The sequence below is a fragment of the Levilactobacillus zymae genome (genome assembly GCF_032190635.1).
GTDB lineage: Bacteria > Bacillota > Bacilli > Lactobacillales > Lactobacillaceae > Levilactobacillus > Levilactobacillus zymae_A.
Genome location: NZ_JAVLAS010000001.1, coordinates 779,007 through 803,898, shown reverse-complemented (window position 1 = coordinate 803,898; position 24,892 = coordinate 779,007). Strand labels below are relative to the sequence as shown.

Annotated in this window: 24 protein-coding genes; 13 read left to right on the top strand and 11 right to left on the bottom strand. The window is 54.7% G+C overall.

What is annotated here, in order from left to right; all coding sequences use genetic code 11:
• Nucleotides 1-68: 68 nt before the first annotated feature.
• Both RI501_RS03560 and RI501_RS03555 read right to left on the bottom strand, forming a co-directional pair.
• On the bottom strand, nucleotides 69-1,241 hold the full coding sequence (locus tag RI501_RS03560) for a cation:proton antiporter (RefSeq protein ID WP_313820389.1): 1,173 nt from the start codon (nucleotides 1,239-1,241) through the stop codon (nucleotides 69-71).
• A gap of 147 nt (nucleotides 1,242-1,388) precedes the next feature.
• Nucleotides 1,389-2,723: a dihydrolipoyl dehydrogenase family protein gene (locus RI501_RS03555; RefSeq protein ID WP_313820388.1), complete on the bottom strand. Its 1,335-nt coding sequence runs from the start codon at nucleotides 2,721-2,723 to the stop codon at nucleotides 1,389-1,391.
• A 216-nt stretch (nucleotides 2,724-2,939) separates the two neighbouring features.
• On the opposite strand from RI501_RS03555, the gene RI501_RS03550 reads away from it, so the two are divergent.
• The 6 genes from RI501_RS03550 (at nucleotide 2,940) to RI501_RS03525 (ending at nucleotide 7,781) form a co-directional block, all read left to right on the top strand.
• Nucleotides 2,940-3,715 (top strand): IS5-like element ISLpl3 family transposase gene (locus RI501_RS03550; RefSeq protein ID WP_096109514.1). Its coding sequence is split into 2 segments (ribosomal slippage): nucleotides 2,940-3,264 and nucleotides 3,264-3,715, totalling 777 coding nucleotides; the frame shifts between segments, so codons are not numbered across the junction.
• 115 nt (nucleotides 3,716-3,830) lie between these two features.
• On the top strand, nucleotides 3,831-4,277 hold the full coding sequence (locus tag RI501_RS03545) for a DUF3290 domain-containing protein (protein WP_313820387.1): 447 nt from the start codon (nucleotides 3,831-3,833) through the stop codon (nucleotides 4,275-4,277).
• A 3-nt stretch (nucleotides 4,278-4,280) separates the two neighbouring features.
• Nucleotides 4,281-4,919: a DUF421 domain-containing protein gene (locus RI501_RS03540; RefSeq protein WP_313820386.1), complete on the top strand. Its 639-nt coding sequence runs from the start codon at nucleotides 4,281-4,283 to the stop codon at nucleotides 4,917-4,919.
• A gap of 13 nt (nucleotides 4,920-4,932) precedes the next feature.
• A complete protein-coding gene (locus tag RI501_RS03535) occupies nucleotides 4,933-5,337 on the top strand; it encodes an NUDIX hydrolase (RefSeq protein ID WP_313820385.1) in 405 nt (134 codons plus the stop codon).
• A gap of 466 nt (nucleotides 5,338-5,803) precedes the next feature.
• Nucleotides 5,804-6,340 carry a PadR family transcriptional regulator gene (locus tag RI501_RS03530; protein ID WP_313820384.1) on the top strand — a complete coding sequence of 179 codons (537 nt, stop codon included), beginning with the start codon at nucleotides 5,804-5,806 and terminating at the stop codon, nucleotides 6,338-6,340.
• A 7-nt stretch (nucleotides 6,341-6,347) separates the two neighbouring features.
• Nucleotides 6,348-7,781, top strand: coding sequence for an MFS transporter (locus RI501_RS03525; RefSeq protein WP_313820383.1), 1,434 nt, complete (start codon nucleotides 6,348-6,350; stop codon nucleotides 7,779-7,781).
• A 62-nt stretch (nucleotides 7,782-7,843) separates the two neighbouring features.
• On the opposite strand, the gene RI501_RS03520 is transcribed toward RI501_RS03525, so the two are convergent.
• The 3 genes from RI501_RS03520 to RI501_RS03510 all read right to left on the bottom strand — a co-directional run bounded on the left by RI501_RS03520 (nucleotide 7,844) and on the right by RI501_RS03510 (nucleotide 11,088).
• Complete coding sequence (locus RI501_RS03520) at nucleotides 7,844-8,683, bottom strand: aldo/keto reductase (protein ID WP_313820382.1); 840 nt, start codon at nucleotides 8,681-8,683, stop codon at nucleotides 7,844-7,846.
• A gap of 136 nt (nucleotides 8,684-8,819) precedes the next feature.
• The gene (locus tag RI501_RS03515) at nucleotides 8,820-10,871 is read right to left on the bottom strand and encodes a BspA family leucine-rich repeat surface protein (RefSeq protein ID WP_313820381.1); all 2,052 of its coding nucleotides are present in this window, start codon (nucleotides 10,869-10,871) and stop codon (nucleotides 8,820-8,822) included.
• Nucleotides 10,858-11,088: a hypothetical protein gene (locus RI501_RS03510; RefSeq protein ID WP_313820380.1), complete on the bottom strand. Its 231-nt coding sequence runs from the start codon at nucleotides 11,086-11,088 to the stop codon at nucleotides 10,858-10,860. Before RI501_RS03510 ends, RI501_RS03515 begins: the two co-directional genes overlap by 14 nt.
• 410 nt (nucleotides 11,089-11,498) lie before the next feature.
• On the opposite strand from RI501_RS03510, the gene RI501_RS03505 reads away from it, so the two are divergent.
• The gene (locus RI501_RS03505) at nucleotides 11,499-12,470 is read left to right on the top strand and encodes a serine hydrolase (RefSeq protein ID WP_313820379.1); all 972 of its coding nucleotides are present in this window, start codon (nucleotides 11,499-11,501) and stop codon (nucleotides 12,468-12,470) included.
• A 52-nt stretch (nucleotides 12,471-12,522) separates the two neighbouring features.
• On the opposite strand, the gene RI501_RS03500 is transcribed toward RI501_RS03505, so the two are convergent.
• The 6 genes from RI501_RS03500 to RI501_RS03475 all read right to left on the bottom strand — a co-directional run bounded on the left by RI501_RS03500 (nucleotide 12,523) and on the right by RI501_RS03475 (nucleotide 18,623).
• Complete coding sequence (locus tag RI501_RS03500; protein ID WP_313820378.1) at nucleotides 12,523-13,362, bottom strand: aldo/keto reductase; 840 nt, start codon at nucleotides 13,360-13,362, stop codon at nucleotides 12,523-12,525.
• Between the two features lie 60 nt (nucleotides 13,363-13,422).
• Nucleotides 13,423-14,607 carry an MFS transporter gene (locus tag RI501_RS03495; RefSeq protein ID WP_313820377.1) on the bottom strand — a complete coding sequence of 395 codons (1,185 nt, stop codon included), beginning with the start codon at nucleotides 14,605-14,607 and terminating at the stop codon, nucleotides 13,423-13,425.
• Between the two features lie 80 nt (nucleotides 14,608-14,687).
• Nucleotides 14,688-15,881 (bottom strand): MFS transporter, encoded by a 1,194-nt coding sequence (locus RI501_RS03490; protein ID WP_313820376.1) that lies wholly within the window; start codon nucleotides 15,879-15,881, stop codon nucleotides 14,688-14,690.
• Nucleotides 15,882-16,136: 255 nt separating this feature from the next.
• Complete coding sequence (gene lpdD, locus RI501_RS03485) at nucleotides 16,137-16,553, bottom strand: prenylated flavin chaperone LpdD (protein WP_313820375.1); 417 nt, start codon at nucleotides 16,551-16,553, stop codon at nucleotides 16,137-16,139.
• 2 nt (nucleotides 16,554-16,555) lie between these two features.
• The gene (locus RI501_RS03480) at nucleotides 16,556-17,119 is read right to left on the bottom strand and encodes a UbiX family flavin prenyltransferase (RefSeq protein ID WP_313820374.1); all 564 of its coding nucleotides are present in this window, start codon (nucleotides 17,117-17,119) and stop codon (nucleotides 16,556-16,558) included.
• 31 nt (nucleotides 17,120-17,150) lie between these two features.
• Nucleotides 17,151-18,623 (bottom strand): UbiD family decarboxylase, encoded by a 1,473-nt coding sequence (locus RI501_RS03475; protein ID WP_313820373.1) that lies wholly within the window; start codon nucleotides 18,621-18,623, stop codon nucleotides 17,151-17,153.
• Nucleotides 18,624-18,740: 117 nt separating this feature from the next.
• On the opposite strand from RI501_RS03475, the gene RI501_RS03470 reads away from it, so the two are divergent.
• The 6 genes from RI501_RS03470 (at nucleotide 18,741) to RI501_RS03445 (ending at nucleotide 24,888) form a co-directional block, all read left to right on the top strand.
• Nucleotides 18,741-19,622, top strand: a complete 882-nt coding sequence (locus tag RI501_RS03470) for a LysR family transcriptional regulator (RefSeq protein WP_313820372.1) — start codon at nucleotides 18,741-18,743, stop codon at nucleotides 19,620-19,622.
• A gap of 327 nt (nucleotides 19,623-19,949) precedes the next feature.
• Nucleotides 19,950-20,360 (top strand): peptide deformylase, encoded by a 411-nt coding sequence (locus tag RI501_RS03465; protein WP_313820371.1) that lies wholly within the window; start codon nucleotides 19,950-19,952, stop codon nucleotides 20,358-20,360.
• Nucleotides 20,361-20,378: 18 nt separating this feature from the next.
• A complete protein-coding gene (locus tag RI501_RS03460) occupies nucleotides 20,379-20,999 on the top strand; it encodes a sugar O-acetyltransferase (RefSeq protein WP_313820370.1) in 621 nt (206 codons plus the stop codon).
• Between the two features lie 99 nt (nucleotides 21,000-21,098).
• Nucleotides 21,099-21,710, top strand: a complete 612-nt coding sequence (locus tag RI501_RS03455) for a DUF4867 family protein (RefSeq protein WP_313820369.1) — start codon at nucleotides 21,099-21,101, stop codon at nucleotides 21,708-21,710.
• Nucleotides 21,711-22,347: 637 nt separating this feature from the next.
• Complete coding sequence (locus RI501_RS03450) at nucleotides 22,348-23,253, top strand: proline iminopeptidase-family hydrolase (protein WP_313820368.1); 906 nt, start codon at nucleotides 22,348-22,350, stop codon at nucleotides 23,251-23,253.
• A gap of 15 nt (nucleotides 23,254-23,268) precedes the next feature.
• Entirely contained in the window at nucleotides 23,269-24,888 is a 1,620-nt protein-coding gene (locus tag RI501_RS03445; protein ID WP_313820367.1) for a peptide ABC transporter substrate-binding protein, read from the top strand.
• The last annotated feature ends 4 nt before the right edge of the window (nucleotides 24,889-24,892 follow it).

Genomic DNA, 24,892 nt, shown 5'->3' with positions numbered 1-24,892 from the left:
TAACCGGAGAAACGCTATTTTTTACTTTAAAACCGTGCGAGGTCAGCCCCACGGTTGGTTTAGGTCGTTTAAGCTTGCGGCGCTACCGGCATGTGCTTCAAGGCCGGCTTCAAGAACAGCGGTGCTAAAATGGTTGCCAGAATAATTACTAAAATCATGGCCGAATAACTGGTGTTGCTCATCAAGCCCGCTTGATGGCCAATTTGGGCGGTAATCAAGCCCATCTCGCCCCGGGCAATCATCCCCGTGCCAATCACGGTACTACTCATCCAGGAGAATTGGCTCAATCGGGCACCCAACCCACAGCCAATCAACTTGGTCAGGCAAGCCAGAATGGTCAGGGTGACAATTAATCCCATATTTTCACCCAAATGGGCCAAGGTCATATTCAGTCCTACACTGACAAAGAACACCGGAATAAAGATGGCATTGCCCAGCGGTTCCACGTGATCGGCTAACGTGTGGCGGTACGGCGTGTTGGCCACCGCAATACCGGCAAAGAACGCCCCAATGGCGCCGCTTAACCCGACAATATCGGCCAACCAGGCCATCCCCAGGCAGATCACCATCGACATGATGGTCACGCTGGAAGCCATCACCAACCGTTCACTCAGATGCATCAGGTACGGCGCTACCCACTTAACTAACAGATAGGTGCCCCCGAAAAAGGCCACCTGCTCTAACAGGACTAAGCCCAAGGCCGGTTGGGAGCCCGCCGTTTGAATTCCCTGACTGGCTAGGAGACTAATCATCAACGATAACAGAATCACCCCGATAATGTCGTCGGCCACCGCCGCCCCTAGGATAGTCGCCCCTTCACGGGTTCCCAGCGCGTGGTACTCCTTTAAAACGGCCACGGAGATGGACACCGAGGTCGCTGAGAAAATCACCCCAATGAACAACGCTTCGAGGGCCGAAAAACCCCACCACCAGGAGACGGCCCCCATGATGAGCACCGGAAAAATCACGCCGGAGGTCGCCACGATAATGGCTGGCTTGAGGTACTTCACTAAGAGTTTCAGGTCACTCTCCAAGCCGCCTAAAAACATCAAGATTACGACCCCAATGTCGGAAAATAACGACACCAGACTATTCAACTGGACCCAGTTTAGGATGGCCGGGCCAATCACAATCCCAATCAACAATTCCCCGATTACCGCGGGGACGCCCAGTCGGTTGGCAAAATTACCGGCTAAGGTCGTTAACACCAAAATCAAACACAGAGTTCCCAAAAAGGCCACGGGCAGCCCCTCCTCATTTTTTAAGTTAGTGTTTATGATACGCCACTTTGCGGCCACACAAAAGGGCGTGCCGTCACCGCGACACGCCCTTAATTGGTCTGTTTAACGGGTGCTGGTCGAATTGGTTGGTTTAACGAAGCACCCTCGTCAGTTGAAGTAGGTCAAGTCTGACGCTAACGTTGGGTACGCCAGAATACTCTGGTTGATGGCCACTGGGCCGAGCTTCTGCTGGATGACGAAGTCCAGGTAATTAATCACCTGTTCCGCCTCCATGCTCAGCACAGCCGCACCCACGATGCGTCCACTTGCCCGTTCAATCACAACTTTAATTCGCGCCCGCGGATCCTCAACCCGTTGGTAACTGTACCAATGGGTAAGGTCCAGATCATTAACCCGGTAGGTGGCCGGATCTTGCTTGGCTTGGCTCGGCGTCACGCCCAATTGGGCCAACTGACTCTTCCCGTAAACCACCGACGGAATCACGGGATAGCGAATTGGTGCGGCCGTCGGGTTGGTCAACGCGGTCACCAGGTACCGCCCTTCGTAACTGGCCACCGGCGTCAACTTGGGTTGTGGCCGATCCACGACATCACCAATGGCGAAGATGTGCGGATTACTGGTCTGCAAATGACCGTTGACCGTAATCCCGTGCGCCGTGGTGGCCACGGCCACCTGGTCAAGGCCTAGTTCTTGGTCGACCGGCACCCGGCCGGCCGAGGCAAAGACCAGTCCCGTGGTCCAGCTCTCGCCTAACTTGGTCGTGACCTGGTACTGGTCACCATCGGGCGCAACTTTCACGATATCGGTATCCAAGCGCACATCGATGCCGGCGGCGGTCAGCCGGTCCAACAAATCATGGACCAAATCCGCATCAAAGGCCCGCAACGGCCGATCACTGTGGTGGACCAAGTGTACCCGCCGACCGGCCGCATTGGCGATGGTCGCCAGTTCAACACCCACGTACCCAGCACCCATGAAGGTCACGTCCTCCGGCAAGGTGTCCAGGTCCAAGAAATCAGTACTGGTGCGGAGCCATTCTTGACCGTCAATCCGTGGTAATCGTGGCGTTTGACCAGTGGCAATGATGACGTTGGTGGCGTTTAATTGGGTATCGCCAACCTGCACGGTACCGTCGGCGTTAAAGCGCGCCGCACCGTGAAAGTGGGCAATTCCGGCCGCTGCCAGCCCCGATTCGGTGCCCCCCGGGATCATGCTGGTATAGGCCCGCTTCTTGGCCATTAACGCCGTCCAATCAATTTGCGGCACGCCGTTTAGCCCGTGCTCCTGTAAGGCCTCACTGCGGGCCTGCGCCTCGACCGCCGCCATCAGAATCTTCTTGGGATCACACCCGCGGTTGGGGCACGTGCCACCCCAGAGATCCTTTTCCACGACCGCTACCCGCTGCTTTTGGGCGTGCAGACCATAAGCCGCTGCCAGGCCACCGGGGCCACCCCCGAGGATTACCGTATCGAACTGCTGCATGACCCCATCATCCTTTCCGAACTAAGTCTAACTCTGATTTTAGCACGGACGACAGCGTTTTCTAAGGAATTGGCTTGTGAGGACATTTCGTCCCAATTAACCCACAAAATGGTGTACAGTAATCTGTGACTAATAGAGTAAATCATTGCGACTAGGGACTGTCTGAAAACTAAAAATTCAGGTATAATCTGAGGAAAAACGAATCGAGGCATTCCGATGACAACACCTAAACGATACGAACTGGAAGATGCTCAGTGGGACCGAATCAAAGGATACTTCCCGCCATACCGGACTGGCCGTCCATCAAGCCTAGACAACCGTACCGCCCTCAACGCTATCCTCTGGCTCATGCGCAGCGGGGCTCCTTGGCGTGATCTACCTGAACGCTATGGCTCTTGGAAAACGGTGTATAGTCGCTTCCGAGCCTGGGTAAGTTCAGGCTTGTTCGAACAGGTTTTTCTCGAATTGATTGACAATCCCGACATGGAAAACTTGAGCTTAGATTCAACGATCGTTCGAGCGCATCAAAAGGCCACTGGGGCAAAAAAAACGCCGAATGTATGGTCGAAAATCAAGCTATTGGACTAAGTCGAGGTGGCCGAACGACCAAGATTCACGCACTCGTTGACGGATTAGGGAATCCCTTGGGTTTTCGCCTAACAGGTGGTCAAGTACATGATAGCCAAGTTGCCAGTGAGTTGCTGGAAGGCTTCGATATTTCTCAATCAAATATTATCGCGGATAAAGCCTATGGCACCGCGAAACTTCGCCAGTATATTAAAGATAAAGCAGCCGTCTATACCATTCCGCCAAAGGAAAATACCAAAGACAAGTGGACCTGTGATTACCACGTTTATTGTGAGCGCCATTTGATTGAGAACTTCTTCAATCAGTTGAAGAACTTTCGTAGGATTGCAACGCGTTATGATAAGCTCGCTCATGTTTATCTGGCTACGGTTTACATTGCCTCAATTTGCATCTTACTTAAGTAGTTTTCAGACGGACCCTAGTTAGATAGTTTTAGCATCTAACGGGTCCTTAGGCGTTGACTTCACTCAACCTGGCCCACTAGTCACATCCCCTGCTCAACTCGAAAGGAAGGTCTTCATGACTTTTTACACCTACGGTTACCTCACCACGCAGCACCAGACCTGGCAGTATCTCCGCCTAGGCATCATCATTGCCTTGCTAATTGTCTTCATCGGCTTATTCGTCTACTACCTCCGCCACCGTTGGAATGTGAAATATAAGGACCTAAGTGTCATCACCGGGGTCATCATCCTCCTGGTGCTGGGATTTCAGGTTAACGGCTTGGTCACCCTACATACCAATAGCGAAACGACCGGGGCCATTACCTCAACCGTCAAAGAGGTTGCCAAACGACTAGACGTTAAACCGCAAACTATCGCGGTCAACGCCACCACGACCACGTCCAACCTTCTATTTAAAACGCCTAAGGGCTACTACCGGGCCGATTACAACTCGGACGGCTCCGCGTTTGTCCTGGAACGCCTAACGCTCCATCACCCCAAAGTCACACTTACAAAGGAGTAACTCATGTTTACCTATTCAGATGTTGCCTTAAAGCTGTTCATCGGCTTCGTTTTTATGACCCTATTAATTAACTTCACCGGTAAGGGTAACCTGGCCCCCACCTCCGCGATCGACCAGGTGCAGAACTACGTTTTAGGGGGAATTATCGGTGGGGTTATTTACAATTCCTCGATTACCATCATCCAATTCGTTATCGTATTACTAATCTGGTCTCTCCTAATCTTGGTAATGTGCTACCTTAAAATCCACGTGCGTCCCGTGGGAAAGTTCATCGACGGGGGGCCCATCACCATCGTGCGCAACGGCCAGTTACTCGTTCATAATTGTCTTAAAGCCAATCTTTCAGCTAAGGAAATTGACTTTAAACTACGAACGGCCGGCGTCTATCAGTTAACCGACGTCAAGCGGGCCATCGTGGAACAAAACGGTAGTCTGACCATCCTACGGCAAGGTGAGGGCTCGATTCGCTACCCCATCATCATCGACGGGCAAATCGACCAAGACGTCTTGGAGCTGATGAATCACGACGAGGACTGGTTAATGGCCCAATTAAAGCAACAAGGCATCACCAATATCCGCGACGTCTACATGGCCAAATACGAAAACCACGTGCTGGACATCACTCGTTACGATCGGACTTAAGGAGGTCCTGTGCTTGCCTGCAGATCAGTTACACGAAGCCTGGGACGTTTATGACCGGCAACTCCGCGTCGTGGGCCGCCAATTACGTGCTAATCCCGTCACGCCGGGACACTACCACCTGGTGGTCAACGCCTTCGTCTTTAACCACCAGGGCCAGGTCCTGTTACAACAGCGCTCAACCGATAAATTAAACTTTCCCGGTTACTGGGACACCTCGGCTGGCGGGGCCGTCAAAGCCGGCGAAACCATCGAGGTAGCCATGGCGCGGGAGTTGCGTGAAGAACTCGGTCTCGACGTGCCCATCACCGCAGCGGACAATTACCGGCTAACGCCACACAGTCATTGGATCAGTGCCTGGTTTGCCATCACTACCGACCGGGCCGTTAACGACTTCACGCCGCAGGTAGAGGAGCTCTAACAAGTGGCTTATTTTTCCTTACCCGCGGCTGTTCACCAATTAACCCAGATTGGCTTTGACAACTACCACCGCGAGCTCCAACAAGCTTGGGCGCATCTTCAATTGACTTCGTCATCCCCAGCGCCCTAGAACTTTCTCACTATCGCAGACGCTTAATCCACGCGCCTAAACGATCAATCGGCAATTATTCCCAATTTAGGAATAATTGCCGATTTTAGGTTAATCAGTGGTCCGGTCGTTTCTTAAAAGTACCGTGGCCCAAGATATAGTGGCATACCGCTTGCCCTCAAAAGACCAATTGCCATACTTTTTTCAACATATCATTTTCAAATTCGATTGGTCCCCCAGGCGTGATAAATAGACTATGTAACCGAATACATATCCGTTGTTTATCGTAAACTTCCTGGTTGCAATATATCTAATAGATACATATACTGAGTAAGCACTTTAGTTAGGAGATCCCCGTATGTACGAATTGTTCATTTTAGGTCAACTCATGGATCACCCCATGACTGGTTATCAACTCCGTAAGGCGCTAAGTTCGACGGTTGGTCCGGAGCTCACCATCAGCTTTGGTGCCCTCTACCCGCTGCTCGACAAGTTAGCCGCCGCGGGCACCCTCACGCTAGCCTTTAAGACCGTGCCCCCTAAGCGCCCCCAGAAACTCGCTCGCATTACCGCTGCCGGGCGCGCCCGGTTTCACACCCTCATGGCCACGCCGGTCGCTTTCAATAAGCAGACCCAATTGACCTTTCAGATGAAGGTTAACTTTCTGCATCTGCTGACTCCCGATCAGCAACGCGCCACGTTACGGGAATTTCACGCGTTTGCCACCCAGCAACTTAGCCAATTGGCGACGCAGCGGGCCCACCTGGCCCACAATCCCCACATGGTGGCGGCTGACATTCAAGACGCTCTGCGCGTCAACCAACTGCAAACGGTCCGGGCCCAGGCGCAAGCCGACTGGGTGACCGCCCAACTCAATCAACTGACAAAGGAGTAACTCAATTATGCCTACCGTTTCTCTCGCCGACGACCCTAAGATCCAAAAGCACCGCTGGTGGATTTTGGTTGCCGTTTGCCTCTTTATCTTCATGTCCACCCTGGACGCTAGCATTGTCAATATTGCCTTACCCGTGATGAGTCGCGACCTAGCCATTCCCATGAACCAAGCCGAATGGGTGGTCTCAATTTACTTAATCATCATCTGTGCACTACTGCTCTTATTCGGTAAACTCGGCGACACTCACGGTAAGGTCCGGATCTTTAGGATTGGCGCGGTCCTGTTCACGGTGGGATCGTTGCTCTGTGGCTTTAGTCTCGGTCTCCCGTTATTACTGGCTGCTCGAGCCCTCCAAGCCGTTGGATCGGCCATGACCATGAGTACCAGTAACGGCATCATTACCGAAGTCTTTCCCTTCAAGGAACGGGGGCGGGCACTGGGCACCATCGGCTCGTTCGTGGCTTTGGGCAGTATCGCCGGGCCCGGGATTGGCGGGTTAATTCTGGCCCACCTCAGCTGGGGGTACATTTTCTGGATCAACGTCCCCATCGGCATCGTCGCCATTCTGGTTGGTCAACGCATTCTGCCCAAAGACCTGGTCGCCCAACCTCAGACCATCGATTGGCTGGGCGCCGGTCTCTTCGCTGTGGTGATGGTAACCGTCTTCACCGGCATCTTCGTGGGACAAGAAATCGGCTTTGGCCGGCCCCTGATTCTAGCGCTCTTTGCGGTGGGAATCATCGCCCTACTGGCCTTTGGTTATCAGGAATTGCACACCACCGATCCCATTTTGGCACTGCCGCTCTTTAAGAACGCTCGGTTCGCCGTCAGCGTCCTGTGCGCCTTCCTGATTTTCGTGACCAACTTCTTCTTTAACGTGATTGCCCCCTTCTACCTGGAAAACGCCCGGGGCCTGCCCGCCAACTACGCGGGATACGCCCTGATGACCTTCCCCATCGTCCAGGTGATTGTGGCCCCGATTTCCGGCACCATTTCGGACAAAATCGGGCCAGAACTGCTGACCTTCATCGGCTTAGTGCTCATTGCCATCAGTCAAGTCGGCTACATGTTTGCCACCCTCGCCACTCCGCTGTGGGTCTTCATGGGCTTCATCGGGCTGGTCGGCCTGGGGAACGGGATCTTCATGGCGCCCAACAACTCAATTGTCATGAGTTCCGTGCCTACCCAATCACTAGGCGTCGCCGGCGGAATCAACGCCCTGGCCAGAGAACTGGGGATGGTCATCGGCATCTCTCTAGCAACCACGGTTCTGTTTGCGGCCATGAGTCACTCGGCCGGTCACGCGGTCACCTCGTATCTGCCTAAGCAACCGCAGCTTTTCATCCACGGGATGCACGTGGCCTTTCTGGTCGCCCTGGTCATCTGTTTAGTGGCCACGGTGATTACCGGGATTCGGTTAGCCAAACGCCACACCGCCTAATAAATACGCTAAAAAGCCGCCATCACGTCAACTGCGTGATGGCGGCTTATTTTAGTGACAACTTAGAAATCAAACGTCTGGGGATCTGGCCCCACCCGGACGTCTTGGTTCAACCCGTTGATGGTGGCCATGTCGGCGTCGTCAATGGTGAAGTCAAAGACCTCGGCGTTGGCCTTGATCCGGGCCGGATTGGTTGACTTGGTGATTACCAACACGTCGCGTTGCACGTCCCACTTTAAAATTAGTTGGGCGATCGACTTGTGGTACTTCGTTGCCAAGTCCTGCATAACCGGATTACTGAACAATTTCCCCTGCGCGAGCGGTGACCAGGCCTGTAACTTGATGTCGTGGTCGGCCGCCACCTGCCGCATGGCTTCTTGCGTCATCAGTGGGTGCAGTTCAATCTGATCAATCACGGGCACGACCTTGGCCGTAGTCAGCAGATCCGCTAAATGGTTAGCCATGAAGTTGCTGACCCCGATCGCCTTAATTTTTCCGGCCTGATACAGGTCTTCTAACGCCCGCCAAGACTCTTGGTAGCCGTTGTCGCCGGGCCAGTGGATCAGGTAGAGGTCCAGGTAGTCCAACCCCAGTTTTTCCAAGCTGTCCTGATAAGCCGCCATCGTTTCGTCGTAGGTCAGATGGTCGTTCCAGACCTTGGACGTCACGAAGAGGTCTTCGCGCTTCAGCCCCGTCTTGGCCAGGCCCTGGCGAATTCCCTCGCCCGTGCCGACCTCGTTACCGTAAATCTGGGCGGTATCGATCAGACGATAGCCCTGTTCAATGGCGCTGGCAACGGCCGCAGCCGTTTGGTCATCCGGAATTTGAAAGACGCCTAACCCGAAACCGGGCATCTGCGTCCCGTTATTTAGTGTCACCGTTGCTTGTAAATTTTCAATCATGTGTGATCCTCCTGACTAAACTGTCATGTCTTAACTGTGACTAGTATACGAAGGCCCACCAGAATTGCCTAGAACGGACTTTTAGGTGCCCCAGGTACCAAACGGTAAGTTTTGACCCAGACCGGGCTTCCGGGAGCTACTTTTTAGAAAGATTTTTCCAGCGCCGCCCGCAATAGAGAGTGCCCGCGAGTAGGAAGGCCCCCAGTAAATGCCACCACGGGCTGGTTTGGTCGTTGGTTTGCGGCAACGCGTGCTGTGTTGAAGTTTGGCTGGCCGGTTGGGTGGGCACCCTGGTCGCTCCCGTCAGGCCACCCGTCAGCGTCACCGTGGCATCCGCGGTTGGTGTGGCTTGACCGGCAGGAACGGCCACGGTGGTCGCCGGCGCCCAGTTCCCCGGATGGGTGGTCGTCGACGTGCCCGGCAGCTGCGGCGTCCCCGGGACCGGCCGATTAGGCGTTGCGGTGGGTTGGGCATTTGGTTTTGGTTTTGGTTTTGGTTTTGGCTCCGCTTGTGATTGCATCTCCGGTTGTGGCGTCACATCCGGTTTAGGTTTCGTTTCTGGTTGTGGTTGCGGGTTCGGTTGCGGTCCTGGCTGCGGCGTAGGCGTCGGGACTGGTAGACTCGGTGCCGGTGCGGGCGTCCCCGGTTGACCAGGTTCTGGCTGCCCCGGATTCGGTGCGGGCGCTGGTGTTTCTCCCTGATTGCCACCCGGTTGCGAGGGCTCCTGCCCTGAGTGGTCACCGTCACCGTCCACATCCCCATGACCGGGCGTCCCATTACCGTCTGGCGACGTTGGTTCGCCATCACCACCCGGCGTTTCTCCCGGACTCGGTACTTCCGGACTGGTCACCGGCGGTTGCGGCGCCGGTGTCCCTGGTTGCTCGGGCCCCGGCGTCTGTTGGTTTTCGTCGGCTTCATCGGCCGCATAAAGATACGTGATGGTCTGGGGAGCCTGGGTAAACGTTCCCAGGATGTCGCCCTGAACTTCTCGCAACTGATACCCCTTGAAATCCCGTTGGCTCGAAACGTAAGCGCTACCAATTTTACCAGTTAACGTGGTCTGCGCAAGCTCTTCCCCCGTCAGCGTGGCGTAGCGCACCTGAACCTTCCCCATGTTCTGAGTCGGGTCTTTCGGCAAGATCGTATAGGTCCCGAAGAACCGCGGATGAACGTTAACCGTATAGGTTTCCGTGTCATCTTCGAAGGGGTCAACCAGGTCTAACAGCTCTTCCAGGCCGGTTTGGCTTAAGACCACCGGATAAGTCCCCGGTTCACTCGGCGCCCGTCCCGTGTTCTTAAAGGCTCCCCCAAACTCTAAATCATCCTCAGTTACCGGTCGCTCAAAGTGAAACCCTGTCGCAAACGCCCGATCGTAGACCATGTCTAGCTGGTACTTCTTGAGATCAATTTCTGCTGGCCGCCCATCTTCTATTTTCTGGTCATGCCCCGCCACCCGCAGGCTAAAGAAATCTAAAATGTAGGTTTGAAGCTCCTGTGGGGCCTGACCCGTGTACCGCTTTTGCAAGTCAGCCGGCGTATAGGTCGCCTCACAGTCATCATAATCTCCCTGCGTGTCGCGTAAAAACATCTGGTGCCACTTATGGCTGTACCCCCGTGACAGGGGCAAGACGGTCTGCTTTTGCGCGCCGTCGAACCGGATATGGGGACCGAACCTAAAAATCTGAATCCGGCGTTTATTCGGCCGCGTCCAAGTGGCAAATTCCCGGCAATCTTTAACCTGCCGCATATCCCAATGGCTCAGGTCAAGCACACTAATGTTTTCGGTTTCCGCAAAGCTTCCGTGCATATCGGTGACGTTGGCGGTCTGCCAATCCCCTAGCTCCGCCATCACCGGGGCATCAAATTCGATGCCCCGCATGAAGTTCGCCATGGTCGTGACTTGGCCCGTCTGCCAAGTGGCCAAGCCCTTGATATTCCGGTAAAAGCTGGCGCGTTCAAATAAGTGCGAGAGGTCCTTCACCTGGCGGGTATCCCACCCCGTCACGTCTAATCGGGCCGCGTGAACATCCTGAAAGGCACCGGCTAGCGTTGTCACCTGACTCACATCTAACTGCCGCAGATCTAGATCCACCGCATGATCAATGCCTTGAAACATGGCCGAGGCATCCCCCACTACCGTAGCGCCTGGGGCCACCTCGATGGTATGAATCTGACTAGCATAGGCCAATCCAGCCCGTCCCCTTAGTCAATTTCCCGGCACCCAACTTGAGTACCCCGTCTCGTAAGGTCACCGCCGCGGTCCCCTGGTGTCCCGTCAATGAAGCGGCCGGGGCCTGCCGGGTAACGGTAGTGGCCGCATAGGTTGGCTCTGCCGCTGGTAGTCCCCCCAGTAACCCGAAGGCCATTAGCGCCACTGGACAAAAATACTTTGGTTTGAATTGCATGTGTTTTCTCTCCCTACTCTGGTTATCGATGGCCAAAGTATAGCAAGTCCCCGGACCCGTCGCACGGGTTATTTAATGCATAAGTTCCCTTCATTTTGCATAAAATCAGGGCACGTGAATCACGTCACAGCCCGTTTTCATGATCAGTGGCATTTAATGAAAAGAGTTAATGACCCTATCAAGAAACCGTTTTCTAATCAACGTGCCTAGTACCATTTTCATTTTAAGTTGTCCACAATCGTTTTGAATAGCTTAATTTGATCGGTCACTTTTCGTTGCTCGGTCCGTTAAAACTGCTAAATCTCCCCGGTTAGCCGTGACACATTGCGGCAAAATTCTCGCCACATTCGGGACGTTTGGGCGTATAATTATAATTGTTAACCCAGTTTATTATCCGGAGGGAGTCCCCTATGTTTCTCAAACCCGTTAAGCTACCACCCCATTTTTGGGTCAACCATCGTCATCTGATTCTCACCAGCGGACTGGTGATCCTTTTGGGTGTGGGGGGACTCTGGGGCTTTCAGAACCGGCAAGCGCTGTCCGCCAAAAAAGCGGCTCCCCAGACGCCGGCCACAGCCACCCAAATCGCGCACACCCAAACGCAGGTGCAAAGACGCCTGCAGCACTACATCACCCAGCAAGCTCACAACGGGACCACCAGCATTAGTTTCTATAACCTTGGCGCCAAGGCGGGCACCCCGGCCGCTAAGCAACCTAACCTCCGGCGATTGTATGCCGCCGGGAAGCTCTCGGCCGGTATTAACGCCCACACACCAGAGGTCGCGGCCAGCACCTACAAGTTGTTTATTGCCGCCTACGTTTTTCAACAGCATCACCAACTAGGCACTGCCTGGACGGACGGCGACACCGCAGGATTCGAAGATATGATCATCAACAGTGGTAACGATTATGCGGATCACACCCTCGACACCAACGGCTTACTGGCCGTCGACAATTTCATCGGCGCGCAGAAGTGGTACACACCGGTCTTCAACGCCGGTCAAACGGCCAACACCACGGCCCACAGCCTGAACCTGGCCCTCCAAGCCCTCGACCGTCAAGACTATCCTTACAATCACGCGGCCGACCGCCAGTGGCTCTTGAAATTAATGCGGCGCCAGGTCTATCGCTCCGGAATTCCCGCGGGAGCCAAGGCCGCCACGCCGGGAACCACCGTGGCCGATAAAGTTGGCTGGTACGCCGACACCAACAATGATGCGGGGATTGTTACCCTGCCGAACGGCGAGCGCTATGTACTGGTCATTATGACCCACGGCCAACACCAATCCGGCTTCAGTGGATTCCCCCGCATCGCCAAAATCACCCAACACATTCAACACCTAGTCTACGGTCCCCAAGTGGCCCGCAGTCTCACCAATTAAACCTAAAAGCGGCCCCCCTTCGTCAATTGAAGGGGAGCCGTTTATTGCATGGTTAATCAAATTCTTCGTAAACGTTAGGATCCTGACCATCGATGCGGCCATCCGGCTTGCTTAAACCGTTGACGGCCTCGATTTCGTCCTTAGTCAGGCTGAAATCAAAGATATCGAGGTTGGCCCGTTGGTGTTGCAGGTGTCGCGCCTTCGGGATCGGGACAATGCCCCGTTGGGTGTGCCAACGCAGGACGATTTGCCCCACGTTTTTCTGGTACTTTCCCGCCAGCTCTTGAATCACCGGCTCCTGAAGGGCCGCACTGCCCCGGCCCAACGGACTCCAGGCCTCGGTCACAATTCCACGCTTTAAATTGGCTTGGCGCATGGCTTCCTGGGCCCAGTACGGGTGGACCTCAATCTGGTTAACCGCCGGCGTGACCCCGGTCTCGTTCATCAACCGATCCAGATGTTCCGGTTCGAAGTTTGACACCCCGATGGACCGGATCAACCCGCGTGTTCGGGCATCGATCATGGCCTGCCAGGCTTCAACGTAGTGGTCGCGCTTAGGTAACGGCCAGTGAATCAAGAACAGGTCAAAGTAGTCCAACCCCATGCGGTACAGGGATTCCTGGATCGCCATGGTTGCATCGGCGTATTGGTGGTATTTACCCGGCAGCTTCGAGGTCACGAAAAACGCCGACCGGGGTAAGCCGGAGCGGCGAATCGCTTCACCCACGGCCCCTTCGTTATCGTAGTTGGTCGCCGTATCTAGGCTCCGGTAGCCGTCGCGAATTGCCGCCAGGATCTGATTAACCCCCTGGCCGCCCCGAACTTGGTAGGTTCCCAGACCGATGGCGGGCATCCGATACCCGTCGTTTAACGTTAATTCTGGCACTTGCATTGAATCCCATCCTTTCGTCACAGATGGGTTCAGCTTACCGCACCCGCTACTAAATGTGAACTATTTGGGCGCAATCGCCTGCCGATGGGCCTTGATCACGCGATTCAGCGTCAACGCCAACCCCAGCGAGATCACGGCGTACACCGCGGCGGCCCAACTGATGTGGCGAATCCCGACCACGCCTAGCAAGCCCGAAGCCGTCGCCGATCCCAGCGAAATGCCGAAGTTAAAGAAGATGGAACTCAACGACGATGCCAGCACCGTCGACTGGGGATAATCGTGTTCGGCAATGTTTAAGAAGTGAATCTGGACCGGCGAATTCAGCACCGTGATGATCAGCGTCAAAACCAATAAGATCCCCAGCCCCATGACCTTACTGTTCATCCCCAGCGGCAGCACAATCAATAACGCAATGTCGACCACGTAAAACCACGGCATGATTCGCAGTCCGTTCCGTTCGGCTAACGCGCCGGAAAGTCGGTTGCTGAAGATGCTCATGACCCCAATCAAGAATAGGAGCCAATTCAGGCTGGTGACGCTAAACCCGAGGCCGGTGGTCAGGATGGGACGAATGTAGGTGTAGTAGGCGTACATGGTCGCCGCGCTAAACAAGACCAGGGCAATGGCCACGTAAACCCGCTTGTCGGTCAATAGGACTAACTGATTCTTAATGCTGCCCTGCACCTGTTCAACCTGCCGGGGCAAGAGCCAGCCCAACAAGAGACAGGTGATCACGCTAATGATCGAAATCAGATAAAACGCATCGTGCCAGCTGTAAGCCGTACTAATGGCGGTCCCGATGGGCACCCCGAAAACTGAGGCAATACTGAAACCGGCAAAGATCCACGAGACCAACCCGGCCCGCTTATCGCGCGGCGCAATCGTACTGGCGAAGGTCATAATTAAGGAAATGATGGCGCCGGCAACCATCGCCGTGAGGACCCGCGAAACCAACAAAACGCCGTAGTTAAAGGCCAATCCACTTATGGTATTCCCAATTAGGAAAATCACCATCAGGGTCATCAGCGTTTTATAACGACTAAAGCGGTTGGTTAAAATCGTGATGAACGGGGTACTCACGGCGTAGACCGTCGCAAAGATGGTCACCAAATACCCCACCGTGGCGACCGGCATCCGCAGCTCCTTGGCGATATCGGAGAGGACCCCGACCACCATAAATTCGTTGCAGCCTAACATGAAGGCCACCAGGACAAAGACAATTGCTTGCCAACGATACTTGTTCAAAATCTTGTTCCTCCGTCCGGTTAAAATTCGGTACCCTTAGCGTACACTATTCCGAACAATTTTGCAGTTTAAAATCGTTTTCATTCGGAAACTTTTACCACCCGTCGGAGCGGATGGGCGGCATTGGCGTGATTGAGCCATACCGACAGGCCCAAAGAAATCACCGCAAACAGCGCGGCCCCCCAACCAAGACTAGTGAGTCCCGCCTTCTGGAGCACGCCGGAAGCCGTCGCCGATCCCAGTGAGATACCGACGTTGAAGAAAATGGCGTTCAACGCTGATGCCAGGGCAACGGCCTGTGGGGAGTCGGCCTCGGCGACGTCCAAGAAATGAATCTGAATCGACGAAACGCCAATCAGAACTAAGAGGGTCAAGAGAAGTAACAAGCCGTAGCCGGTCCACGCCTGTTGCATCGCTAACGGGAAGAGACATAATAAAATGATGTCAACCACGTAGAACTTGGGTAATTGTTGCAGTCCATGGTGCTCGGCCAACGTTCCGGATAGCCGGTTACTAACAATACTAACAATACCGATGATCATCAACAACCAGTTCAACATGCTGGTATTAAAACCTAACGTGGTTGTAATTAGGGGCCGTACATAGGTGTAATAGGCGTACGATGCGGCCGCCGTGAAGAGGATCAACGCCGACCCGAGGTAGATACGCTTGTCACTCAGCAAGACCAGTTGATCCTTGATGCCACTGACGGGTTGTTTCAAATCTCGTGGTAAGAGGACCCCCAAGACGATGCAGGTCACGAGGCATAACCCGGAAATGACGTGAAAGGCATCCTGCCAGCCAAGGTGAGTACTGATGGCCGTACCAATCGGCACCCCAATAACCGAGGCGATGCTAAACCCGGCGGCCAGCCAGGAAATCAGGATGGCCCGTTTGTCTCGCGGGGCAATCACGCTGGAAATGGCAATACACAGCGACTCGATGGTCCCGGCCACCACGGCGGTGATTAAGCGCGCCGCCACCAGAATCGGAAAGCTGGTGGCAAAGCCCGTCAAGGTGTTACCAATTAGGAAGATCACCATGAGCGCCATAAACGTACGATAACGGTTAAACCGGTTAGTTAGGATGGTCACCAGCGGCGTGCTGATGGCGTAAACAATGGCAAAGACGGTAACCAGATACCCCACCGTGGCCACGCTCACCTTCAACGAACTCGAAATATCAGAAATAATACCAACCACAATAAATTCATTACACCCTAACATGAACGACACTAACACAAAAGCTGCCGCTTGAAATTGATACTTGGTCACAAATAACGCTCCTTTTCACGATGGATTATCGCGCCCATGATGATGGACCCGGTTTCCTTTCACTTTAACGGTTTTTCCCAGAAATAGGAACCCCCCGTCGCGAAATCTCCGCTCAAGGGAACCAGTCTTTGACCGTATTCGCAACGGGCCTTATCGGCGCTAAAGCGTGCGTCCCAGGATAAGTTGTCCCGTTTAACGCCAAATGACCATTATTCCTGAACTAGGAATAATGGTCACTTGGTGGTTCAGATTCAACTAATCTTGCGGTGGCGTCTGGTCATCGCGGTAATACACGGGCGCCGTCGTCGTTACGGGATGCGCTCGTAACCAGGCCACGATTTGGCGGCCTAAGTCGTCGCTCATCCCCCCACTAGCCGCAATTTGGACCTGTGTGATGTGGTCAACGTGGATGCCCGCCGTCACGGTACAACTCCCCGTGAGCCAGGGTTGCAGCTGCCGGGCCAGGCGTTCGCCCACCAGATAATCCTTGTGGAAACGACCGTCATGACTGGGAAATTTCACGGTCCGCAACGCGGTGGTCTTGGTCAGCGTGGTCACGTCGCCAATGTGCGGGTGCGTGCCCCCGGTCACCACGATTAACAGGTCGGGGCCAATCACCGTGAGGTCGGCGGTCATCGTGTAACCAACCTGAGTCACCCGAAATTGGGGCATGGCTAATCCCCCTCCCAACGGCGATCCGTGGCGCGGTGGATGCCGAAAGCGTCGAGCACCTTCATGGTCTGATGCGTGACCAGGTCTTGAATGGTTTGTGGCCGGTTGTAGAAGGCCGGAATCGGGGGAATGATTTGTGCCCCCAACCGGGCCAACTTGGTCAGGTTCTCCAGGTGAATCACGCTAAGCGGCGTCTCGCGCGGGACGATGACCAGCTTACGTTGTTCCTTAATGGTGACGTCGGCGGCCCGGGCAATCAGGTTTTCCCCGAAGCCGTACGCCACGCTGGCCACGGTCTTCATGCTGGCGGGCACGATGACCATTCCGGCGTTTAGAAACGACCCGCTGGCGATGGCGGCCCCCTGGTCCCGGTCGCTATAGACCACGTCGGCCAAGGCTTTGACGTCCGCCAAGGTCTCGTCGGTCTCTAGCGCCAAGTTCTTGGTGGCCCAGGCACTCATCACCAGGTGAGTCTCCACGCCCGGCAACGCCTTAAGCTGGCGCAAGAGGTCGACGGCGTAAATGGTTCCCGAAGCCCCCGTGACCCCGATAATGATTTTTTGCATGTCCCCATCGCCTTTCTTCAATTGAATTCGCTTATTTTAAATACTTCTGCCAGTCCGGCACGTCCTTGAACTGGGCCCGTTCGAACTGGTCTTTTAAGTCAAACGGCACGGTGCCATCTAAAATCAATTTCGACGACATCCCCCGGACCCGAATCGACTTCGGGTCGTATTCCGGTCGTTCCGAGGGGTCCAACGGGTGGTTACGCATTCCCGGCAGAACCACGATATCCTGGTCGGCCTGAAACCGCGTGTTAACGGTCCACATCACGTCGTTCATGTCGAAGATGTCGACGTCTTCGTCCACCAGAATCACGGTCTTGAGTTCCTTAAACGCGGAGAACGCCAGTAAGGCGGCCTGCCGCTGAATGCCCTCGTCGGCCTCGTCATCCTTGTGAATCTGCATGATAGTCATCAGCTTCCCCCCACCGGCCGGCGGATTGTAGACGTTTAAGACCTTACCCGGAATCGCCCGGTTGGTCAGTTCTAGGATGCTGGCTTCGGTGGGAATCCCCGCCATGCTGACGTGTTCTTCGGACGGGCCGATGACGCTTTGCATGATGGGCTCCTTGCGGTGCGTGACCGCGGTGACCTGAATAACCTGTAAGGCCGGGTTCGCGTCGCCATCGTAGCCCGGAAATTCGGGCATGGCCTTGCCCGTGTGGGTGTTGAGGTCTTCTTGGACGCGTTCGTTGGGTAAAATGTAACCTTCCAGGGTATATTCGGCCCGGGCAATCGCCCGTTCGTCGACCGTTAGTCCCGGTACCAGCCCCACGGCCTCTTGGCGGATGGCCCCCGCCACGCCCAGTTCGTTATAACCTAACGGCGTGGTTGGCGGCTCGAAGGTCGCGCCGATGGTGATGGCCGGGTCCAAGCCAATACTAATGGTGACGGGCATGGGTTCGTTGGCCGCTTCGTATTCACTGGCAAACTTGCCGATGTGCCGGCCACCAGGCATGATGTAGATGCCTAATTTATCCTTATCTTCTAGCACCATCCGGTGAATCGTCACGTCGCTCATGGTCTTGGCCTTGTTAGATCCCAGCACCACGCCGACCGTGATGTAGGGACCGGCGTCTTGGGGTGTGTTGGTCGGGGCCGCCACTAATTTACGAATATCAAAATCCGGATCGGTGGCCCGATGAATAACTTCGTGGGCCGGGGCCTGAGCCTCGGACACCTCCACGGGTGGGACCGGGTGGTCGACTGCGTCGTTTAAAAACTGGCCCAGGGTCTGGTAGTCGTGGTGAAACATCAACCCGACCCGCCGACGACTGGCCATTAACCCCGTTAAAACGCGGGTGCCGGGAAACCCGGTGACCTGGTTAAACATCATTGCGGGGCCTTCTTGGGTCGGCCGTTGGACCGTGCCCCCGGCGCCAATGTAGCGGTAGACCCCGGAGAGTTCCGCGTTCGGATCGACGGCGACGTCGGTTTTGTGATACTGGCCGGGATGCGTTTTAAGTTCGGCTAAGACCCGGCGTAAATCATAAGGTTCGTTTGTCATGTGATGACCTCCTCGTTCAAGCTTACAAAACTCAGTCTACGAGGATTCAGGCTTGCAAACAATTCAACTTACGCTTAACGTTATTCCTAACAGGACTAATAGAAAGGACGGATTCCGATGACCATCGAAGACCTCCATAGTTTCATCGTGCTCTACCAGCGGCAAAGCGTGTCGGACGCCGCCGTCGAGCTCCACATCACCCAGTCGGCCCTCTCCAAACGCCTGCGTAATCTCCAGGCCGAAGTGGGCAGTCCCTTGATTTCCACGCGTAACAAACGCCACCTGACCATCACGGCAAGTGGCGAGATTTTCTTGCGTTACGCCCAGACCATCACGGCCCAATACGCCCTGCTCCAGCGGGAACTCCAGGATTACCGCGAACTGCGCCGGGGGACGTTACACATCGGCAGCGTACCGGTCATGGCCCAGTACGGCCTGACTGCCAAGCTCAGCCACTTCATGCACGACTACCCGCAGATTAACCTGCGCTTGGACGAGTTGGAGGGCGCCGATTTGCTCGCCCAACTCCAAGATCACCGCCTCGACCTGGCCATCTTGCGCGACGTCCAGAGCCGCCAGCTGGCCCCCTCGCAGTTTCACACCCAGGACCTGTTGACCGACGAACTCAGGGTGATCTTGCCGCAGGACCACCCCCTAGCGGCGCACGCGGCCCTCACCATGGCGGACCTGCGCGGCGTCGACATCGTCACGCTCAGCCCCGGGTCCGGCATCTACGAACGCATGGGGACGCTCTACCAGCAGGCCGGCCTGACGCCTAATATCCGGTTCAGCACCCCGCACATCGAAACGTTGCTGGGGATGATCGCCCACACCCAGTGGGTCACCTTCCTGTTCGCCCAAGCCGCGGCCCCGTTTCTCTCCGCGGACTTTGTGACCCGTTCGCTGGAACCCGCCCAACTCAGCCACCTGCAAGTCGTGGCTCCCCGGGGCGGTCAAACGCCCACCACCGCGCGCCTACTCCAATATTTGACCCGGTAGCCGTGGTATACTAGGAACTATCTTAAAACCAAATTACTAATAACCCATTATTGTCGTTTAATTAAAAAATATATCCATGTTACTGTCACAACTAGTATGAGCTGGAGGGCCAGTCAGAAATGGGCTCAGGGGGGGCCGTGGAATCAGTCTTAGCCGGCGTTTCTCAGTCGACTTAGACAAAGGTCGGTCTTCAAGACCTGGGCTACGGGCTTGAAGCCGTACCCACCCCGTTCCAGCCCGTTGCTGACCGGGTTAACCCGGAAGCGATTAGCCAACTATGCTAATCGACTAAGCGTTAACCCTAAACTCAATTTTCGGAGGTTTCTTATGATTAGACCCATCGTTCATGATCCCCAACAACTACAAACCCAAGCCGTCCCGGCGACCCGGGCCGATGCCAAAGTGGTCACCGACCTGCTCGATACGTTACGGGCCCACCAAGCCAACTGCGTGGGAATGGCCGCCAACATGATCGGCCAAAATAAACGGATCATCGTGGTCCTGATGGGCGTCTTACCCGTCGCCATGATCAATCCCCAGATCACCCAAAAGCGCGCCCCATTTCAGACCCAAGAGGGCTGCCTATCGTTGAGTGGGCAACGCCCCACCACGCGCTATCAAACCATCACCGTCGACTACCTCAACGCCCAATTTCAACCGCAACACCAGGAATTTAGCGGCTTCATCGCGCAAATCATCCAGCACGAAGTCGACCACTGTCAGGGCATCCTCATCTAAGAAAGGCAGGTCTTTTCCATGTCCGAACAAGCTAAAATGCTCGCGGGGCAGCTCTACGACCCCACCGATCCCGAGCTCGACCGTCAACAACGCGCCGCGCACGTCTTGAACCAGGCCTACAACCAAGCCGCCGAACAACCGGCTAGCGTGCGGGCCGCGTTGATCGACGAACTGGTGCCCCACCACGGCGTCGCCCCCTATTTTCAGGGACCCATCTTCTTTGATTATGGCCGCTACACGACGCTGGGTGACCACTTTTACGGCAATACCAACTTCACCGTACTGGACTCGTGTCCCGTGACCATCGGCGATAACGTCATGTGTGGCCCCAACGTGACCCTAGTGACGGCGATGCATCCTCTGCGTTACCAGGACCGCAACTTACGGACTCGTCCGGACGGCTCGACATACGATTTAGAATATGCCAAACCCATTACCATCGGGAATAACTGCTGGCTAGCCAGCAACGTCACGGTCATCGGTGGTGTGACCATCGGCGACGGCTGCGTGATTGGCGCCGGCAGCGTGGTCACCCGCGACATCCCCGCTAATTCACTGGCGGTGGGTAATCCCTGTCGCGTTTTACGGGAAATCACCGCAGATGACGCGGTGGACATGAGCCGTGAAACGCCCATTTAACAAAACTTAAGCACCGAACCGCAACTCTTCACGCCCGCGTCACAGAAACGTCACGGACCGTGCCTAAACTAGGCTTAACTTGTTTAGGAAGGTGACCCCATGCAAATTAATGACATTTCTGACGCGGCCTTTCAGCCCTATGGCCGGTGCTTGACCGTCCCCGATAGCGAGCAGCTGTTGGCCCCTCTGACCGTGCTGACACGACCCGCTCACGGGACCCGTTACGTGGCCGACGACCCCGGATTAGCAATTCTCCCCGCAACGAAAACGGTGAGTCAACAGGTCTTCGGCGGTCTGACCACCGAAAGCGGCTACTGTCTGGGCAATAATCACCAGTTAAACTGTCTGGAATATCACAGTAGTTCCGAGATCAACGTCGCGGCCAGCGACTTCATTCTCTGGTTAGGACGGCGACAAGATATTCAACCCGACCACACCTACGATACCGGCAAGCTGCAGGCCTTTCTGGTGCCTTACGGCAGTGTGATTGAAATCTACGCGACCACGTTACACTTCGCTCCGGTAACGGTGCCGGGCCAAACCGGCTTTACCTGCGGCGTGATCCTTCCCCAGGGCACCAACCAAGCTTTAGCAACGCCGACGGAAGCCGATCCGCTTTTATTTGCGCAAAATAAGTGGCTGCTTGCCCACCCGGACGCCCACAAACCGGGCGCGTTCGTGGGGTTGACCGGTCGGAATTTAACGCTTTAATCAAATTGAATCCCTTTGTAAACACCAGACGGACTATCAAAACAGGCACTTTTCCTTGAATTTGGAAAGTGCCTGTTTTGGGTCGCCCACCCTAGTTTCCGTTACCGAAGCCCAATCTTAATCTGGGCGCTTCAATTTGCAATTATCATGATTTTTTCATTTTATAGTTGTGGCCATTTCTCGACTTTCTCGGTGAATTCATTTCTATATATGGCAACAATTATGGCGCCGTTACGCCACCTTCGCCATCAGAATTTCTATCAAAATTCAGGTTGACAGGTCAAAAGTTCAGTGCTAGATTAGGAATCATTAAATATCAATGAGAAAATAATTAAACGCAATGATTAGGAAAGTAACGACCAGCACATCGCGCAGAGAGGCCCCGTTTGGTGCAAGGGGTTGGATCACCTGGCTAGCGAAAATCCCCTAATCGTGGTAAGGACGAACCAAGAGGAGAGTCCTTAATGGCAGCATCCATTATCTTGCTAGCGTATCGTGGGTTAACCCACCGTACGTGAATTAAGGCCATTTTTTGATACAATGGCAAAACATAGGTGGTACCGTGGCGACGCCCTATTTGGATCAGTTTCTGATCCAGGTAGGGCTTTTTTTATTTCTCAAATTTTGGAGGGATTTTATGACAACAGGGACACGTTTATTACAACTGAAAAATGGCTTTCGCTTATTTACTCGCACGGTGGGCCACGGCCCCATTAAACTGTTGTGTCTTCACGGTGGTCCGGGCAGTAACCACACCGAATTTGAAAATTTTGCCGCAGAACTCGGCGAAGACCGCGTCCAGGTGACCATGTACGATCAGTTGGGGTCGTTCTTCTCCGATCAACCCGACTTCAGTCTGCCAGAGAACCAGCACTACCTGACACTCGACTACTACCTGAGTGAACTAGAGGAGGTCCGGCAACAATTGGGGCTGGATCAATTCTACTTGCTAGGTCATTCCTGGGGTGGTCTGTTGGCCCAAGAATACGCATTAAGGTACGGGCAACATCTCAAAGGATTGGTCGTCATGAGTATGATCGACAACATTGCCGAGTACACCGTCCACATCAACGCTTTACGGGCGGCAACCCTCACCTCTAGTCAGGTCGCTTATATGCAGGCCATCGAACACGCCGAGGCGTTTGCTGATCCCGAATATCAAGCCTTAGTTGACGTCTTGAACCGTCAATTCGTTTGTCGCCATCCCGAAAAGGGCCCCCGCCAACTAGTCACAACCATGGCCACTCAGGTTTACAACCATTTCCAGGGCAATAATGAATTCGTCATGGTCGGGACCTTAAACGGTTGGGACCGGCGCGCCGACTTACATACCATCACCGTCCCAACCCTCCTGACGTTTGGCGAATATGACACCATGCCGCTCGCCACCGCCCGGCGAATGCAACAAACGTTGCCCCACGCGCGCCTGGTCTTAACGCCGGATGGGGGTCATTGCCACAGTATTGATAATCCCCCCGCCTTTTTCCAGAACCTGGGTCAGTACTTACAAGATGTTGAATCTAATCAGTTCACCGCTTATTAACAGGAGGAATTGCCTATGAATTTAAAAAAATTAACCGTCTTCGGTAGTCTATGTTTACTCGCTGGCACCCTGGCCGCTTGTGGCCAAGCCAACGCCAACCAAAGTCAAAAAACGCTTCACCTGATGCAAACCTCGGATCTTACCTCCCTAGATACTTCCAACACTGCTGATCTCACTCAATGGAACGTCTTACAGCAATCCATGGAGGGGCTCTACCGCATGAACGCCAAGAACCAAGTCGTCGGGGCAATGGCCACAAAGGTGGTTAAGCCCACCAACCACGGGAAGACCTATACCTTCCATCTGCGTCAATCTGCCAAGTGGAGTAATGGCGATGCCGTCACCGCCCAAGACTTCGTCACATCCTGGCGCCGGTCCGTCAGTCCCAATTCCACCTCCGGCTACAGCTACATCTACGAGGGCATCAAAAACGCTACCCAGGTTTCCGCCGGTAAAAAACCGACTAGCTCACTAGGCGTCCAGGCGGTGAACGACCACACGCTGAAGGTCACCCTGTCACACGCCATGCCGTATCTCAGCAAGATGCTGACCATGCCGGCCTTCTTCCCCCAAGATCATCGGGTCGTGGCGAAATACGGCAAGACTTACGGGACCACCAGTACCAAGATGGCCTACAACGGTCCCTTCACGGTGCAGCATTGGACCGGGACCAACGACACCTGGAACCTAGTCAAGAATAATCACTATTACGCTAAGGGTGCCATCAAGTTAAGTAAGATGACCATGCAGGTGGTCAAAGACTCGACCACGGCCCACAACCTCTTCGAACAGGGGGAACTAGACGATGCCACGGTCTCCGGCGTCACCGCCCAAGGCGTCCAGCACGACAAACACTTGAAACACGTCAACAAGGCCGGCACCTACTACCTGCGTTTCAACCTGGCAAGCAACCACGCCTTGCGTAATCAGAACTTACGTCGCGCCCTCAATCTGGTCTTAAACAAGGCGCAGTTGACCAAGAAAGTCCTCAGTGACGGCTCCACCGCCGCTTATAATTACGTCACCCCTTCACTGGTCACCGATCCGACGACCGGCAAGGACTTCGGGACGGAAACGAAGAACACCGAAACCTACGACGTGGCCAAGGCGCAAAAACTTTGGGCTAAGGGCCTCAAAGAACTCGGTAAATCATCCGTCACCCTCAAGCTGGTTAGTGATGACACCACCGTTTCCAAGAACGTCGACCAATTCATCCAGGCCGCAGTCAAACAAAATCTCAACAACGCTCACGTTTCCGTACTGTCCCTCCCCGCCAAGAGTACCGATAGCGCCGTGCAATCGGGGAACTTCGATATGGATTCGACCCTCTGGTTAGCCGACTACGCCGATCCCGTCTCCTTCTTCGATATCCTGACCAAAACCAATCCACAAAACTACGGTAAGTATGCCGATGCGACCTTCAATACCCAGGTCAACGAAGCTCACGGCGTCAACGCCACTAACCAAAAGGCCTACTGGCAAAACATGCGGACCGCGGCGCAGCGTTTGAATCAAACCGCCGCCGTCCTGCCACTGTATAACATGACGGAAAGCCACCTGGTCAACCAAAAGCTAACCGGGGTGGTCTACCACTCCGTCGGTGAAAATGACTACACTCGGGCCTCTTTTAAATAGGTCA